The organism is Deltaproteobacteria bacterium (assembly GCA_016210005.1).
Classification (GTDB): Bacteria; Desulfobacterota; Binatia; order HRBIN30; family JACQVA1; genus JACQVA1.
Window position 1 is genome coordinate 1 of record JACQVA010000251.1, and the last position, 16,707, is coordinate 16,707.

The following is a 16,707-nucleotide window of genomic DNA, read 5'->3' on the forward strand; positions in this document are numbered from 1 at the left end:
CCGGCGAAGTAGAACAAGGAGATCGAAGCAAATCCATCAAGAAGATGGATCACCAATCTCCCTCTCACACTCTGGCGAACGAATCCGGCGCTCCCTTGCGCTCTTCGCCAAATTCAGGCGGCTTCTCGTCGCCGTTCACACCAACTCGTCGACAGTGACCGAACTATTTCCGTCGCAGTCGCCGGTGCAGGAAACACCAGAGGAAAGCTCGATGTCAAATACGCCCCCGTCGATCCCGGCGTAGAGCGTCCTCGGCGTGGTCGGGTTGATGGCTAGTGCGAGGACGGTGGGGTTGATCACGCCGGCGTTGACCGCGCTCCAGCTGCCGCCTGCTGGCCGATGTGCATATCTCGCCGCGGACGGTCGAGTTCCTCCGCACGCTCGGTCACGATGTCGTTCGCGAAGGGTTCATCATCACGGAGCAACCGTTGTCGGCGCGCACGGAGGCAAGCCGGTGTCGTCAACGAGCTGCTGGAGGAGTCTCTGGTCATCAGGGCGGAGGGCTGGCTTGCCGGCAAGACAGCGGCAGAGGTGCGGACCGGCGGGCGCCGGGTCGCCCAGGGCAATGTAGGCCTCCGCGAGACGCAGGTGATTTTCGAGCACCTCCGGGTGCGTCTGCGCCAAACCTTCGAGCAGTTGGAGGCCGATCTCGGAGTCGCCATGCTGGAGTAACACGGCGGGGGCCATGACATACAAGGTGCCGAGCAGCCGCGTGGCCGCCCCGCCGCGAAAGTCGGGATCGAGATCTCGGCTCCGCCGGGCGCAGCGCTCGATCTCCGGGACGAGATGCGCGGCCAGGAGACCCTGTTGTTGCACCAGTCGGCCCGTCACCGCGGCCCGCGCGAACATGAATGGGGCGGTATCCTCCTCGTACACCCGCACAATGTCGTACGCGTATTCGCGATCGGCGGGGGTGCCAGCGGCGATCAGGGCTTCGAGCGCGTCCGATAGTTGGAGCGTGACATGTTCGGTGGGATAGTGCGAGCACGTCTTGCCGATCACCTACCCCTCGGAGTTCGGGATGGACGGCGGCGAGGGTACCATAATTGATTCCGCCGAGAACCCCGTAGTTCTACGCGCGTAGTTTCCCGATCTGTCAGTCCACTGCCTCCGGGCGTACAAGAGCGGCATGGAGCGAGTTACGAGAGTAGTGGGTCCTTCCTACTCTGATTCTGCCGGCTGCGCCGCAGAGGAGCCAAGCGGCCGAGACGTTGGCGGGGTATGCCCCACGCCCCTCCGGCTTCTCGTCATCGAAGATAATCCTGACGACGCCGAATTTATCGTGCACGAGTTGCAGAGACGCGGGCACCAGGTTGCTTCGCATGTCGTGCAAAGCGCCTCCGCGTTGAAGGCCGCCCTGCGGCAGGAATGGGACCTAATCACGTGCGACTGGGCCCTACCCGGGTTCAGCGCTCCGGCCGCCCTGAAGATTGTGGGCGAACACGGTGTTGACGCGCCGGTTATCGTCGTGTCCAGCCAAGTCACCGAAGACGTTACCTTGACCGCTATGAAGGCCGGGGCATGTGATGCCGTCAGTAAGCGAAATCTGGCGCGCCTAGGTTCGGCGGTCGAGCACGAATTGCGCGCCGCTGACGAACGGCGGGCATGCCGGCGGGTCGAAGCGGCGCTCAAAGCCTCCGAAACCCGATACCGGCGCCTGTTCGAAACGGCCGAGGATGGCATCTTCATCCTGGATGCCGAGAGCGGCGGGATCATCGACGTGAACCCGTTTTTGCTGGAGTTGCTTGGCTATACCCGCGAGCAAGTGGTGGGGAAGCAGCTCTGGGAGCTTGGTGCGTTCCGCGACATTGCCGCGAACCAGGGCGCCCTTCGCGATCTGCAGACGAAGGAATACATCCGCTACGAGCATCTCCCCCTCGAATCGGAAGATGGGCGGCGCACGGACGTGGAGGTCGTTGGCAACGCCTACCAGGAAAACGGCAGCCGAGTCATCCAGTGCAATGTCCGGACTATTACAGAACGCAAACGGGCGGAACAAGAGATCGGCGCGCTCAATGCGGAGCTGGAACGGCGGGTTCAGGAGAGAACGGCGCAGGCGGAGGCGATCAACAACGAGTTCGAAGCCTTTAGGCATTCCATATCCCACGACCTCCGCGCGCCGCTGCGGCTGATCGAGGATTTCAGCAAGCTGCTGCGGGAGGAGCACGCCGGTCAGCTCGACAGCCAAGGCCGCCACTGCGTTGATCAGGTGCAGGCGGGCGCGCGGCGCATCGAACAGCTCATAGCGGACTTGCTCGGCTTCTCCCGCACGGCGTAGGCGTAGATGAGGCAGGCCGTTGGCGGGCATGCTGTGCTTAGGCCCCTGAGGAAGGCGGGCCGAGGTTTTCCACTATCAGGGTGGCGGCGCGGCGGGAGAATAGTAACGTGTTGTGTCCCACGCCGGCCAATTCGATGTTGCAGGCGCCGGGATCCTAACCGCGTGGATGTACGTGAGCCGATCCTGACCGGGCTGCCGGTTAAGGAATAGGGACCGCACGCGTAGAACCACGCGCGTAGTACTCCGGGCTTACGAGCCCTGCCGTTCCTCTCTTATAAGCGACGTATGGCGACGCTGTGCGCCAGCGCCGAAGCGATCGGGGCCGGCCCGCGCTGTGGCGTGACCGGGAGGTTACCAATGATGAGACGCATCCTGCTAACCGTCACCGCGTGTGTGTTCGCGCTTGGCGGGATCGGACCCAAGCCGTGCACCGGCAAAGCACAGAACGCACGCAGCGGTCCCACCCCGCCCCGGCTCCGCTTCGTCGATGGCGCGGTGTCGTTCTGGCGCCCGGGCGCCGAGGAGTGGACCCAAGCCCAGGTTAACACCGCGATCGCCGCCGGTGACTCCCTCTACGCCGGAGACGGTGCCAACGTGGAGATCCAGATCGGGCCGCGTGAGTTTGTGCGCGCGGGCAGCAACACGCAGATCGACCTCTCAACGCTCGACTCCGATTACATGCAGTTCCAGATCACTGGAGGGCATGCCGCCCTTGACCTGAAGACGCTGCCCCGCGGCCAATCGATCGAGGTTGATTCGCCGAACGCCGCGTTCACCATCGATCGTTCCGGCTACTATCGCGTTGACATCGATGAGAACAGGACCGCATTCAGCGCCGCCCGCGGTGGGACAGCTACGGTCATGCCGGTCGCCGGGGAGACGACCGACGTCTCCGACAACCAGCAGATCATCATCGAGGGTACCGAAGCAGTTCAGGTCAGCGTAAATGCAGCGCCCGCGCCCGATGAGTGGGATCGCTGGAACCACGATCGCTCGGCGCAGCTCGGCGAGGCGCCCCGCAGCGCGCAATACGTGCCGGCGGAGATCGCGGGCGCAGACGATCTCGACCGCTACGGCGACTGGCGCGAGCAGCCGCGCTATGGCCACATCTGGGTTCCGCGCGACGTGCGGTCCGATTGGGCGCCCTACAGCACGGGCCGGTGGGTGTACGATCCATACTACCAGTGGACCTGGGTCGACGAAGCGCCGTGGGGTTGGGCTCCGTATCACTACGGCCGGTGGGTGTACGTCGACGGATTCTGGGGCTGGGCTCCAGGCCCGGTGGTAGTGGCACCGGTCTACTCGCCCGCGCTGGTGGCGTTCTTCGGAGCTCCCGGCATCGGGGTGTCCGTTGGCGTCGGCCTCCCTTTCGTGAGCTGGGTTGCGCTCGGTTTCGGTGAACCGATCATCCCGTGGTGGGGGCACCGGGGGTTCGTCGGCCGGCCCTACTGGGGCGGCTGGGGTGGCCCGCGCGTCGTGAACAACGTCGTCATCAACAACACGACAATCGTCAATGTCACAAACGTAAACAGGTTTCAGAACGTCGAGATCAGGAACGCCGTGATTGGAGCGGATCGCAACCAGTTCGGCCGCGGCCGCGCTGAGCACGTGCGACTCGATGCGGCGCTCGTGCAACGGTTGAAGCCCATGCGAGGCGATCTCAAGGTGCAGCCAGTGGCGGCGAGCCTCGTGCCGCGCGAAGCGCATGGGCAGCGTCCGCCTGATCGACTGCAGAGGCGCCAGGTCGTGACCACACGAGCGCCGCAAGATCCGATGAGCCGTCTGCGGGCCAAGGGCATCGAGGCCAAGGCGCCCGTGATGAGACCCGAGCCACGTGTCGTGCGAGCACAGCGCGGATCTGGCGTTTCCGGTGCACGACCGCAGGCGGGCGTCGGGGCCACGGCTCCGGAAGCAACCGGCCCGCAGGGCGGAAAACGCGAACGCATGGAGCGAGCCGGCCCGTCGGGACAGCAGCCACCGCCAGTGTCCGGAGCGCAGCGCCCCAGTCGGGTCGAAACCGGACGCTCAGAGCGGTCCTCCGGCCCGCCAGCGCGCGCCGAGCGGCCAAAGCCCGCAGCACCGGTCACATCCGAGCGTGCGATGCCACCTCGGCCACCGCGCGAGAAGCGCGAGCGTGTGGAACGGACTAGCCCATCGGGGCAGGCGCCACCGCGCGACAAGCGCGAGCGTGTGGAACGGACTAGCCCATCGGGGCAGGCGCCACCGCGCGACAAGCGCGAGCGTGTGGAACGGACTAGCCCATCGGGGCAGGCGCCACCGCGTGGGAAGCGCGAGCGTTTGGAGCGAACCAGCCCGCCGGGGCAAGCGCCCGCACCCCCCGCCGTTCGTGAACGCAGTCGCCCCGCTCCTGCTCGCGAAGTGCCGCCCAGCTCGCGCGCCGAGCGACCGGCACCCCCAGAGGCGCCGCCACAGCAGCCGGCGGCTCCGCAGCAGCCATCGCATCCGCAGGCTCCGCCACGGGAGCGGGCGGCCCCGCAGCAACCCTCACGTGGGCGCCCGGCGCAAGGCGACCCAAAGAAGGCGCACGAGGCGCCGGGACAGGAGCGATAGTCGTTGGCGGTCTCCGGCTTCAGTGAAGCGGGTTCGCAGGGGAAAGCCTGGGAGCCGGCGAATACCCATGCTCAACAGGAGGAGGACAACGTGCACCACAGAACAAGAACAAAGGTGATGGCCGTGGGGTTGCTCCTCGGCCTGCTGACGCTCGGCGTGGCCGCGGGGTGCGCGAGCCACGTGACCAAGACCACGCAGACGGTTAGGACCGAGGAGCCGGCCGCTGCGGCTGACAGCGACGAGGCGCAGCCGCAACGTCCAGCCGCGAGCACCGTAACAACCAGCACCACGACGGAGAGCGACAAGAGTTCTCCTGGAATCGTCGGCAGTGCTTTCGGCCTGGTGTGGGCCCTTGTCAGCTTCCCGTTTCGGGTCGTCGGGGCGCTGTTTTGAGAACACGGGCCTGGCGGAGTTCACCACGGTTCCTACGGTGCCTTCCCAGGACTGCACCGGCATCACTGGACGAGGCTCGCGGTCGTGCGCAGATGGGGCCCCCCCTCGCACACGCCTCAATCAGCTCAATTGACGGAGGACATACATGGACGAGTTCAGCAAGAACGCGAACCCGATAGCGGCAGGAGTCGCCCCGGCCGCAAGAGAACATACGGCACCGTTACGGGCGTGGCGTCGACGGTTGCTCGTCTGCGCGTATGCTCTCATCATCTGTTGCCGGCTGCCGTCAGGCGCGGCGGCGGAGAGCACGGAAGACGAAAGTTACATTCGCGGTTACGTAGCGGCGATCTTGCAGCAGGAATTCAAGATGGCCGCGCCCGCGGTAACCGTGAAGGGCCGGCTGATTACGATCGCCGGTGACCTGAGCGACAACGACCGCAACAAGCTGCAGGGGATTCTCGACAAGAACGGTCACGGTCAGTACCGCCTGGTCGTAGAGGAGATTTCTTCCGTGGAGTCGTTCCCCGGCCCACGGTATTCTTGCCGCTACTCGCCGATCCCCGTTGGCCGCACTTCTCGGCCGCGTACCACTATTATCTCGGCGACAAGGCCTTGAAGCATGCGGCGGGCGTCAGCTTCGGAGAGTCCTTCTCTCTCGTGCGATTTCACGTGAGCCCGCACTCGGCCGTCGATCTCGGAATTCAGGCGGGTGTATTCTCGATCTTCGATTTGGGCTCCAAGTCATTCGATCTCCTCAACGCCGATTATATGATCGGTCTGCCGGTCGCCTATCGCAACGGAAAGTTCAGTGCCCTGTTCCGGGCCTTTCATCAGAGCTCGCATCTGGGAGACGAGTTTCTGCTGCGGCACTCTTCCCCCACGCGCGTCAATCTGAGTTATGAGATGCTCGATGTCCTTGGCTCCTACGAATGGCCCTGGGGTTTTCGCACTTACGCCGGGGCCGGGTACATCGTCCACAACGAGCCCCACCTCGACCCAATAGCAACGCAGGGTGGCATAGAGTGGGTCGGCTTGGAGGAGGGGGGCCTGCAGTTGGTCACTCAAAGAATCGCCCCACTTTCGCATTTCAAGGTGCGCCCGATCGCGGCATTCGACGTGAAGTTCCACCAAGAGGGCGGATGGGCCGGCGACTATTCCCCTCGAATCGGTGTGCAGCTCAGCCGGGGAACCACGCGCAACTTCCAGCTGCTGGCGGAGTATTTTCACGGCAAGTCCCCCAACGGACAGTTCTACGTGAACAACGTCGAGTACGTCGGCATCGGCGGCCATCTCCACTTCTGAACCCCTCGCCGCGTCGGCATGAGAGCGTAGCGCCAAGGCACCGAGACGTAGCGAGGAAGGAGCCGTCGCGATTGACTCCGCGTTCTTCGAGCGCAGCATTCCAAGCCGACTTCACTGTAATCGCTCTCGTCAGCGTCACAAGCGCCACCGCACCTACTGTAGAAGCGCTGTCGCGCTGTTCGGTGGCCGAGGCCCGATCACAATTGGGTAACCGCGGCGGCGCTCACTGACACAGCGTCGCACATCACGCAACACGTGTCACATCGAACGACGGAAGGAGAAACATGACCCAACGAAGCAGAATCAATTCCCGAGCAGCTGGATGGAGGGCCAGTGTGCTCGTCGCGATGCTGAGCTGCACCATGCCGGGCCCTGCTCTGGCGTCACCGAGCGACGCCTGGATAACTACGAAGATCAAGTTGGCGCTGCTCACGACCGAGGGCGTCAGCGGTACGGCCGTGAGAGTCGATACCATCAATCATCGTGTGACATTACACGGCAAGGTGCGCTCCGGCGAGGAGAGGGAGAAGGCCGAGAGCGTCGCCAAGACGATCGACGGCGTGCAGGGGATGGTGAACCTCCTGGAGGTGGTGGCGCGGCGGAACGAGAAGGCGGTGCAGCGATCTGACGACCGCATCAACAAGGGAGTTACCCAAGCGCTAAAAGCCAACGCTTCTCTGAATGGGAGCAGCATCTCCCTGAAATCCGTGAACAACGGTGTGGTACTGCTCGTGGGGACGGCGAAGACGCTGGCGGATCACCTGAGCGCCGTCGAGGTCGCGGCTGGCGTCCCCGGCGTCCGACGCATCACGAGCGAAATCCAGAGCCCGGACACCTTGACTGACGCGGAAATCTGGCGCGACGCCAAGAAGGCCCAGGTGTCCAATGCCGCGTATGGTGTAGGGAACGCGTCGCGCGACGTGTATATCACCTCGATGACGAAGATGCGCCTGTTGGCCGACAGCCGGACGCCGGCGCTCGATATAAATGTGGACACGCGAGATGGCGTGGTGACGCTGTTCGGCATGGTGCCCGGGAAGGAAGCGAAGCGGGCCGCAGAGGCCGATGCGCGCAAAGTGAGCGGTGTCAAGCGTGTCATGAACGAACTGCAGGTGGTGTCGAGCGCCACGCAGCCCGCCGTGAAGGCGAATGACGACGACATCGAGCGCGACATGAGGAAGACCTTTCAGGACCATGCTGACTTCAAGGACATCAGCATTCAAGTGAAGAACTGCGCCGCGCGGCTGACCGGAACCGTTTCCACCGGGATGGACCGCCTCGAAGCGGCGATGGTTGCGCGTGCGACGCAGGGCGTGTGCTCGGTACAGGACGATCTGCGCATCGCGGACTAATCTGGGGCAGGTCCACGGCTAGTGGAATATGGGGCAATGTGGTCGCACGTCGCGCAGCATCTCGTGCGGCCAAGTACGGCGTTGACAAGCGGGTCCACTACGAAGCGCACGACTCCGGACTGCGCAGAGACCGCAATCGTGCGGGAGAAGCAGCTGAAGAAGTGGCGCCGCGCCTGGAAGATGACCAATTGCGTCCCTTTCGGCCATGGGCCTCGGCCTGACAGTACACAGTACTGTCAGACTGGTGAGGATTTGCCCGGTCGGCTGCACGTTACCCACAAATTTGTCGCACACCCCCCACTATCTTGCCAGCCAGCTCTCCTTGCGGGACCGCAGGCTGATCCAGGGCTTCGTCAACGCTGCGTTGGAACAAACCACGCGCTGGGCCGTCGACGTCGGACTTCCTCCGGTTCCGGCGCCTTGGTAGTGCACAATTGCGGGGCGCACGAACGGATCGGCCCGCGATTCGATCCGTGCTTGCTTAACGAATGAAGTTCGTGTCGAACGCGGCCGCATCTGCGCCGCGTTCGAGATGAGAAAGGGTTACCGCGCAACTAAAAGCACCGCGGGGCGCCCGTTGGCGCCCCGCCCGAGACTGCTCGGCCACCACCCCCCAACCGCCGGGGAGTCCTCAACACCGGCCACCACCCCACCGCACTCCCCACGCTTGCACACCGCAACGCCCCGGCCCCCGCCGGGCGCCACTGCGGCGATCTGCACCTCCACCTACGAGCAGCCGCTAGTCGCCCCGCAGTTGAGGCACTTGTAGCAGCTGCCGTTGCGCACCATGATCGCCCCGCAGTCGGTGCAGCTCGGCGCATCGGCCTGCGGGCTGAACCCCAACGACTCGACCAAGCGCGCTGCATCTCCCGCCGGCGCGCCACCGGCGGCCTCCGGCTCGCTGGCGCTGCTGGGCGCCCCCAGACCCATTCCGCTGCGCTGCTCGGCATTGAGAAAACGGGTGCCGAGAAAGCGGAAGATGTAGTCGGTGAGCGACTTGGCCATCGGGATCTCGGGGTTCTTGGTGAATCCCGACGGCTCGAAGCGAACGTGACTGAACTTGCCGACCAAGGCTTCGAGCGGCACGCCGTATTGCAACGCCAGCGAGGTCAGCGTCGCGATCGTATCCATCAGGCCGGAGATGGTGCTGCCCTCCTTGGCCATCTTGATGAAAATCTCGCCCGGGGTGCCGTCTTCGTAAAAGCCGACGTGGATGTAGCCCTCGTGGCCGGCAATCTCGAACTTGTGCCGCACCGAGCGGCAATCCTGGGGCAAGCGCCGGCGCACCGGGCGGAATTCCGGCCGCGCCTCGACCGTGACCTTCTTGTCGTCGCGCGCGGTGTTGAGCGGCTGGGTGCGTTTACAGCCGTCACGGTAGATCGCCACCGCTTTCACGCCCAAGCGCCAGGCCTCCATATAGGCCTCGGCGATGTCGTCGACGGTGGCTTCGTTGGGCATGTTGATGGTCTTGGAAATCGCGCCCGAAATAAACGGCTGCACCGCACCCATCATCCGCAGGTGGCCGAGGTGATGAATGCAGCGGCTGCCCTTCGCGGCCTTAAAGGCGCAGTCGAACACCGGCAAATCGGCATCGCGCAAATGCGGCGCACCCTCGATGGTGTCGTGGTCATCGATGAACTCGATGATGTCCTGAATCTGCTTCGATTCGTAACCCAGCCGTTTGAGTGCGCGCGGCACGGTCTGGTTGACGATCTTCAGCATGCCGCCGCCGACCAGCTTCTTGTACTTCACCAGCGCGATGTCGGGCTCCACCCCGGTGGTGTCGCAATCCATCATGAAGGCGATGGTGCCGGTGGGCGCGAGCACGGTCAGCTGCGAGTTGCGTACGCCGGCCACTTTGGCGAGGGCGTGGGCATCGTCCCAGACTTGGCGCGCCGCCGAGAGCAAGTCGAGCGGCACGTAAGCCGAGTCGATCTTGTGCGAACAGCTACGGTGCTTGGCGATGACTTCGAGCTGGGGCTCGCGGTTCGGTGCATAGCCGGCATAAGGCCCCATGTGCTGAGCCACGCGCGCCGATTGCAGGTAGGCTTCGCCGCACATCAGCGAGGTGATCGCTGCGGCGTAGTGGCGGCCGGCGTCGGAGTCATAGGGCAAGCCCAGCGACATCAGCAGCGCGCCGAGGTTGGCGTAGCCCAGGCCCAGCTCGCGGAAGGCCTTGGCGTTGGCGGTGATCTCCGGCGTCGGGTAGCTGGAGTTGTCGACGATGATGTCCTGCGCCGTGGTCACGATGCTGACCGCGTGGCGGAAGGCCTCGACGTCGAAGTCGCCATCGTCGCTGACGAACTTCATCAGGTTGAGCGAGGCGAGATTGCAGGCCGAGTTGTCGAGGTGCATGTATTCGGAGCACGGATTGGAGGCGTTGATCCGGCCGCTGGCGGGACAGGTGTGCCAGGCGTTGATCGTGGTGTCGAACTGCATACCCGGGTCGCCGCACAGGTGTGTGGCTTCGGCGATCATGCGCAGCAGGTCGCGCGCCTTGTAGGTACCCATCACCGCGCCGCTCAGCACCGCCCGGGTATGCCACTGGCCATCTTCCTCGACCGCCTTCATGAACTCGTCGGTCGCCCGCACCGAGTTGTTGGCGTTTTGGAAGAACACCGAGCCGTAGGCCGGCCCATCGAGCGAGCCGTCATAGCCGGCGTCGATCAGCGCCCAGGCCTTCTTTTCTTCCTCTTCCTTGCACTTGATGAACTCGACGATGTCGGGGTGATCGAGGTTGAGCACCACCATCTTGGCCGCCCGGCGGGTCTTGCCGCCCGACTTGATCACGCCCGCGGAGGCGTCGGCCGCTTTCATGAACGACACCGGTCCGGAGGCGGTGCCGCCACCGGCGAGTTTCTCCTTGCCGGAACGGATCGGGGAGAGGTTCACGCCCGAGCCCGAGCCGCCTTTGAAGATGATGCCTTCGTTGCGATACCAGCCGAGGATCGACTCCATCGTGTCCTGCACCGACAAGATGAAGCAGGCCGAACACTGAGGCCGCGGTTCGATCCCGACGTTGAACCACACCGGGCTGTTGAACGAGAGCTTTTGGTGCAGCAGCAAGTGGGTCAGCTCGTCGCTGAACGTCTGCGCGTCCTCCGGCGTGGCGAAGTACCCTTGGCGCTCGGCCCAGGCACGCAAGGTGTCGGTCACACGGCCGATGAGCTGGCGTACGCTACGCTCGCGCTGCGGGCTGCCCAAGTGGCCGCGGAAGTACTTCGAGACCACCACGTTGGTGGCCAGCTGCGACCAGGTCTTGGGGAACTCTACGTCGTGCTGCTCGAAGACGACCTCGCCGCCTTCGCCTTGGATGACCGCGCTGCGCAACTCCCATTCCACCGTGGCGTACGGGTCTTCGCCCGCGGTGGTGAACAAGCGCCGCAAGCGTAGGCCAGTGGCCGGCGAGGTATCGGCTGCCTCACCCAGCATCCGCCCGTCCTCCTCTCTCCGCCGCGCCCTCTCCACCATGGTCATCTCCCTTTATCTTGTGGGGGTCTGGTATATGCACCACCATATATTGTGTTGTCAAGAGTTTTTTTTCAAGCCCCGCAATTTTCCCCTCAGGCTCGCATTTCGCGCCCGGCCCCAGTACGATGCCGCGATGGCCGTACGCGCTGACCGCCCCGATTCGATCGCCGGGGTTCTGCCTACCGTGCTGCTGCGCGTCGATCCCGAACGTCAGCTGCGAGCCTACGCGCTGTGGAAGTGCTGGGATGAGATCGTCGGCGCCGCGATCGCGCAGCGGGCGCAGCCGGCACGCTTTCGCAACGGCATCCTCTTCGTTACCGTCGCCAGCCACACCTGGATGCAGGAACTGCAGTTTCTCAAGGACGACATCCGCACCCGACTCAACCAACGTTTGGGTGAAACCGACCCGCCGTTGCTGCGCGACATCTACTTCGTCTCGGGCTCGGTGAAGCCGGCGGCCGTAGTCGCGCCCAGCGCGCCGCCGGCGCAGAGCGAAGCCGAGGTGCCGGTGATGGCCGCGCTACCATCCAGCGGGGATGCGCGCCTCGATGCCTTGCTCACACGCATTGCTCGCGCCCACGCGCGCCGGCGCCGGGGCAAGTGACGGCGGCCGCAGCATTCATCGGTCGTTGCATTCCTTGACGGCTGCGGGCAGGAATCGGCGCAAGTCGGCGAGGTCGTCATCATCAATCGATATCGCGCCGGCTGCCAACAAGCCGGCGTTCTCGCCCAGCCAGGAGAGCACGCATTGCCCGCGATCGAGGGCAGCAAAGCAGATGCGCTCGATTTCACCACCGGGCCGCGTGTGCACGGCGACGATCACATCGGCGAGCGCGGCAATCAACTCGTCGCGCCGGGCCCCGTTGCGTGCCACCGCGTGATCACAGAGCCGAAACGGCGACAGCACCAGGGTGCGGGTGGCGTCGAGCACACCCCGGCCTGGGCCCAGTCCGAAGGGGTCGCGGTCGAGGTGGCGCCCGAAGGCGGCGAACAGGCCGCGATCCAATATGATCACCCGCGCCGGTGCCGAGCGTGCCAGCACGGCGGCGATCCGGTGCGAGGCCTTCATGCCACCGCTGGCCACCACCAAGTCCTGCGCCGCCGCCGCTTGCGTTACCCGAATGGTCGCGCTCACGGCGCGCTCGTGCACCGTGCGCGAGTTCAGCACGGCCAGCACCGGCGCTTCCAAAGCCGCGGCCGCACCGAGCGCAAACACCACCGGCGGATGGGGCTCGAGGCGCTCGCGCCAGCGGGTGGGATACAACGCATCGGCGGGCAACCAAGCCGCGACGCCGCCGGCGACCATGCGCCCGACCAACTCCTGGGCCTCGCGCTGCCGCCGCTCGGCTTCACGGCAGATGTGCTCCACCGCGGGCGCCGGCAGCTTGTAATCGTCCACGAGCGTCGCCGCGGGCAGGCGGAAGAACTCCGCCAGACCGAGGCCGCGGGCAGCATTGAGCTGGAGGACGCGTGTGGCCGCTTTTTCGCCCACGTGCGGCAACTGCGAGAGCATAACCGCTGCCAGCGTTATTTCGTCGTCCATGGCTCAGCTCCACCGGTTGACTGCGATCAAGCGCGCCAAGAGGCAACGTCGCACCGAGAATAGAACTCGCTCTCCTACCCGGGCACACCGCCGCGATCGCTGCAGCCATCGCCGCCGCCATCTACGCCGCGTACCCCGGCATCGGCGGGCGTTGCCGGTTCCGCTTCGCCATCCAGCAGTTGGTGCTCGACATCGGCATTGTTCCGCGGCCGGTGGCGCCCGCCGGCCGGCTCACCGATGTGCACGATCTCGGTGCGGTCAAGCGCATGCTGCACCAGCGCCGGCACTTCGAGTGCCGCTTCGGCCGCCTGCGCTTCGGCCACCGACATGCGTGTGGCGGGATGGCGCGGCACAAACAGCTGGCAGCAGTCTTGATCCGGTTGGATTGAAATCTCGTAAGTGCCGATCGCTTGCGCTTGCTGTGTGATCTCGTGCTTGTCCATGCCGATCAGCGGACGCAGCACGGGCAGCTCGGTGGCCTGAGCCGTAACGCACAAGTTCGCCAGGGTCTGCGAGGCTACTTGCCCGAGACTCTCGCCGGTTACCAGGGCGGCGGCACCGGCCTGTTGGGCGATGGCGGCAGCGATACGCATCATCATGCGCCGGTAGAGCACAACGCGGTAAGGCCGCCGCACCTGGGTGACGATCTCGCGCTGCACCTCGCCGAAGGCCACCAAGTGCAGCGACGACTCGAACTGGTACGGCGTCAATGCGCGCACCAGTTCGACGGCCTTGTCGCGGCTGGCGCGGTCCTGAAACGGCGCACCGTGGAAGTGCACGAAGTCGAGCCGGCAACCGCGCCGCATCATCCGCCACGCCGCCACCGGCGAGTCGATTCCGCCGGAGAGCAGGGTCACAAGTTGGCCGCCGGTACCGACCGGCAAGCCGCCGGCGCCCGCGAGCTTTTCGAGGGAGAAGAAGGCCTCGCGCGGCAGAATCTCGGCGGTAATGAGCAGCGCCGGATCAGAGAGATTCACCGCCGCCCCGCTCTGCGCCTGCACCGCCGCGCCGATTATGCTGTTGATCTCGGGCGACGGCAGCGGGAACGACTTGTCGGCGCGCTTGGTGTGAATGGCGAAACTAGCGAAAGTGCGCTCCTTGACGGCCGCGAGGATGGCGTCGGTGAGCTGCTCGAGGTTGCGCTCGGTGCGCTGCGCCAAAGCGAAGTTGGCAAGGCCGAACACCTGTGACAGCCGCTGCTGGATCACCGGCCAGTCGGCATCCTTGCCCAGGATGACCACGATGCGCCCGGGCGCCGGTTTGATCCGGCGCACACCCGTGCCACGCAACGCGCGGCCGATGTTATTGATGAGTTGGCGCACGAACAACGGGCGGTTCCCGCGTTTGAGCGCGACTTCGTGATAGCGGCAGATGATCCGATTCACCGGCCGACCATAGCACACCGCGAGCCGCACCCAACAACCAGCGGCGACGCGGTCCCACAGAAGGATCGCGGCTGCAAGAGCGGGTAGAGTGACGCTACGCAACGGACCCGATCCGAAGAACGGTGCCCGCCAAGCTGCCAAGCGGAATGAGGAGTGAAACCCCAACATTCCATGAGGCGGAACACGATCAACCCCGCTACGGTGGGGTTTCGCGCGGCCGCGGCTGTGGCTGCGCGAACGAGTGTTTGCGCGCCGGCCCCGCTTTGCTCTATCTTCTGGTGGCGTGAAGATACCAGAGCTATTTGCCCAGGATGGGCCGGTGTTCTCATTCGAGTTCTTCCCGCCCAAGACCGAACAGGGCGAGCAGGCCCTGTACGGAACCATCGCCCGGCTGCGCGAGCTGGAGCCTGCCTTTGTCTCTGTAACCTGTGGGGCCGGGGGCTCGGTGCGCAGCAAGACCGTCGAGTGGGTCACCCACATCAAGCACGAGGTCGGGATCGAGGCGATGGCTCACCTGACCTGCGTCGGCTCGAGCCGGGAGCAGATTGCCGCCGAACTTGCGGCGCTGCAGGCAAACGGGATCGAAAACGTGCTGGCGCTGCGCGGCGACCCGCCGCGGGACCAGCCCCAGTTCCAGCGCCCGGCCAACGGCTTTGCCTACGCCTGCGAGCTGGTGGAGTTCATCCGCCGCTGCGGCTACCCGATGGCCCTCGGCGGTGCGGGTTATCCCGAGGGTCACACCGAGTGCCGCGACTTGGCGCTCGACCTCGAACACCTGCGGCTCAAAGTCGACGCCGGCTTAGACTTTGTCATCACTCAGTTGTTCTTCGACAACACCGCCTATTTTGCTTTCGTCGAGCGCGCGCGGGCGCACGGGATTGGCGTGCCGATCGTGCCTGGCATCATGCCGATCACCAACGTGGCCCAGATCGAGCGCATGACGCTGATGTGCGGCGCCAGCATACCGCACGACCTCCAGGCGCGCCTGAACGCGGTGCGCGACGATGAAGCGGCGGCGCGCACCGTCGGCATCGAGCACGCCACGGCGCAGTGTCGTGATTTGCTGGCCGGCGGCGTGCCCGGCATTCATTTCTATACCCTCAACCAGTCACCAGCCACCCGTACCATCCTGGCGGAACTGCGGCGCTAGCCGTGGCAACCATCATCACTTTCACGCCGTTGCAGCCGCCACGCCGCACCCACGTGGGAGCGAAAGGGCGCTTGTTGCTGCACGTCTGTGAAGACACCGGCGGCCGTAAACACCGCCAGCGCCTGCCGCTCGGCAGCGTGCGCGGGATCTCATACCTCGACGCCTTGTGCCTGCATTGCGGCGCGCACATGGTGTGGGTGGACGATGATCAGCCGCGGCTAGCCGACTACGATCACGAGCCCGAAACTGCCGCCAGCGGCGACAGTGAGCCGCTGGACTGAACGGCCAAAACCACCGCTGAGAGCCTGTGGGGAAATCAACGATGTGCCCGCGGTCGCGACGAAGTGCGGCGGGAGCACCGCTCCCGCCCTCAAGATTCGGAAGGCGGAGCGAATGGCATCATTGTTGAGGGGTGGAGCATTGCTCCACCCCTGCCAGTTTTTCACAGCCTCTGAGGAGTCCCTGACCGGGTGGCGCCTAGCGTCACCTACGGCCAAGCGACTCCATGGACACGCTGCGGTGTCGCTATCCCCTTCAGCTCGACGCTACGCCCGGCATCGAAGCACAGCCCGCTCGCGCCCTGTGTGACATCCTTAAGGGCCGCGGAGACCAGGATCTCTCCGCCGGTCGCCTGTGCCGCAATGCGTGCCGCCAGGATCACCGTACGGCCGAAGAATTTGTCACGGTCCTTGATCGCTTGGCCGCAATGCAACCCGATGCGTACGCGGATCGGCTGCTCGCGATGCTCGGCGCTGTATCCCGCAAACGCGCGCTGGATGGCGATGGCACAGCGCACACCGCTCAGGGGCTGCGCGAAGCCAAGCAGGAAGCCGTCGCCTTGCAGCTCCAGCTCATGACCGCCGTGCGCCCGCAACTGCTCGCGCACGATGGCGTTATGCGCTTGAATGACCTTGAATGCCCCGCTGTCACCGAGCCGCTCGGTCATCGCCGTGAACCCTTCCATGTCGCTGAACATCAGAGTGACCATGCCGTCGGGGGCAACGCTGCCGCTCAGGTCGGGCTGCTGGCGCTCGACCGCCGCGGCCACGGTTTCGATCGAGGTCTTGACGTCATTGCTCGCGATACCTTGGGCGTGCAGCTTCAGCGTCAGCGCCTTCTCCACGACCAGCTTCATCCCCAACTCGCCGGCTATGTCCTGATCCTGCCCGAGAAGTGTTCGCTGGACACGGTGACGTGAGATGTTAGGGTCCTTCAGCAAGCTTGGCAAAGACTTTGAAGAACTCGGCGATGTCGTCCAGGCG

Annotated in this window: 12 protein-coding genes and 1 pseudogene; 8 read left to right on the plus strand and 5 right to left on the minus strand. The window is 65.0% G+C overall.

All coding sequences use genetic code 11. The features are described from left to right. Positions 1-414: 414 nt before the first annotated feature. Entirely contained in the window at positions 415-1,002 is a 588-nt protein-coding gene (locus tag HY699_23500) for a hypothetical protein (GenBank protein ID MBI4518772.1), read from the minus strand. A 280-nt stretch (positions 1,003-1,282) separates the two neighbouring features. Between HY699_23500 and HY699_23505 the strand changes: the two genes are divergently transcribed. The 5 genes and pseudogenes from HY699_23505 (at position 1,283) to HY699_23525 (ending at position 7,896) form a co-directional block, all read left to right on the plus strand. After that, positions 1,283-2,278 carry a PAS domain S-box protein gene (locus HY699_23505; GenBank protein MBI4518773.1) on the plus strand — a complete coding sequence of 332 codons (996 nt, stop codon included), beginning with the start codon at positions 1,283-1,285 and terminating at the stop codon, positions 2,276-2,278. A gap of 357 nt (positions 2,279-2,635) precedes the next feature. Then, positions 2,636-4,849, plus strand: a complete 2,214-nt coding sequence (locus HY699_23510; GenBank protein MBI4518774.1) for a hypothetical protein — start codon at positions 2,636-2,638, stop codon at positions 4,847-4,849. A gap of 90 nt (positions 4,850-4,939) precedes the next feature. Next, positions 4,940-5,242 carry a hypothetical protein gene (locus HY699_23515; GenBank protein ID MBI4518775.1) on the plus strand — a complete coding sequence of 101 codons (303 nt, stop codon included), beginning with the start codon at positions 4,940-4,942 and terminating at the stop codon, positions 5,240-5,242. Positions 5,243-5,722: 480 nt separating this feature from the next. Next, positions 5,723-6,544, plus strand: a pseudogene (locus HY699_23520) (DUF1207 domain-containing protein). 335 nt (positions 6,545-6,879) lie between these two features. Beyond that, complete coding sequence (locus tag HY699_23525; protein ID MBI4518776.1) at positions 6,880-7,896, plus strand: BON domain-containing protein; 1,017 nt, start codon at positions 6,880-6,882, stop codon at positions 7,894-7,896. A gap of 726 nt (positions 7,897-8,622) precedes the next feature. Here the strand turns inward: HY699_23525 and HY699_23530 are convergent. Next, positions 8,623-11,367: a vitamin B12-dependent ribonucleotide reductase gene (locus HY699_23530; protein MBI4518777.1), complete on the minus strand. Its 2,745-nt coding sequence runs from the start codon at positions 11,365-11,367 to the stop codon at positions 8,623-8,625. 133 nt (positions 11,368-11,500) lie between these two features. On the opposite strand from HY699_23530, the gene HY699_23535 reads away from it, so the two are divergent. Next, positions 11,501-11,971 carry a DUF721 domain-containing protein gene (locus tag HY699_23535; GenBank protein ID MBI4518778.1) on the plus strand — a complete coding sequence of 157 codons (471 nt, stop codon included), beginning with the start codon at positions 11,501-11,503 and terminating at the stop codon, positions 11,969-11,971. A gap of 15 nt (positions 11,972-11,986) precedes the next feature. Here the strand turns inward: HY699_23535 and HY699_23540 are convergent, their stop codons facing one another. Further along, a complete protein-coding gene (locus HY699_23540; GenBank protein MBI4518779.1) occupies positions 11,987-12,910 on the minus strand; it encodes a DNA-processing protein DprA in 924 nt (307 codons plus the stop codon). Positions 12,911-12,984: 74 nt separating this feature from the next. Continuing rightward, complete coding sequence (thiI, locus tag HY699_23545; GenBank protein ID MBI4518780.1) at positions 12,985-14,463, minus strand: tRNA 4-thiouridine(8) synthase ThiI; 1,479 nt, start codon at positions 14,461-14,463, stop codon at positions 12,985-12,987. 115 nt (positions 14,464-14,578) lie between these two features. Here thiI and metF point away from each other — a divergent pair, with 115 nt between their 5' ends. Then, positions 14,579-15,445: a methylenetetrahydrofolate reductase [NAD(P)H] gene (gene metF, locus HY699_23550; GenBank protein ID MBI4518781.1), complete on the plus strand. Its 867-nt coding sequence runs from the start codon at positions 14,579-14,581 to the stop codon at positions 15,443-15,445. Positions 15,446-15,447: 2 nt separating this feature from the next. Beyond that, a complete protein-coding gene (locus HY699_23555) occupies positions 15,448-15,726 on the plus strand; it encodes a hypothetical protein (protein ID MBI4518782.1) in 279 nt (92 codons plus the stop codon). A gap of 206 nt (positions 15,727-15,932) precedes the next feature. Here the strand turns inward: HY699_23555 and HY699_23560 are convergent, their stop codons facing one another. Then, entirely contained in the window at positions 15,933-16,580 is a 648-nt protein-coding gene (locus HY699_23560; protein ID MBI4518783.1) for an adenylate/guanylate cyclase domain-containing protein, read from the minus strand. Positions 16,581-16,707 lie beyond the last annotated feature (127 nt).

Excerpts from the sequence above, each read along its gene's own strand:
- HY699_23510 (MBI4518774.1), top strand. The coding sequence starts at position 2,636 with ATGATGAGACGCATCCTGCTAACCGTCACCGCGTGTGTGTTCGCGCTT.
- HY699_23530 (MBI4518777.1), bottom strand. The coding sequence starts at position 11,367 with ATGGTGGAGAGGGCGCGGCGGAGAGAGGAGGACGGGCGGATGCTGGGT.
- HY699_23535 (MBI4518778.1), top strand. The coding sequence starts at position 11,501 with ATGGCCGTACGCGCTGACCGCCCCGATTCGATCGCCGGGGTTCTGCCT.
- HY699_23540 (MBI4518779.1), bottom strand. The coding sequence starts at position 12,910 with ATGGACGACGAAATAACGCTGGCAGCGGTTATGCTCTCGCAGTTGCCG.
- thiI (MBI4518780.1), bottom strand. The coding sequence starts at position 14,463 with ATGTTGGGGTTTCACTCCTCATTCCGCTTGGCAGCTTGGCGGGCACCG.
- HY699_23560 (MBI4518783.1), bottom strand. The coding sequence starts at position 16,580 with ATGAAGCTGGTCGTGGAGAAGGCGCTGACGCTGAAGCTGCACGCCCAA.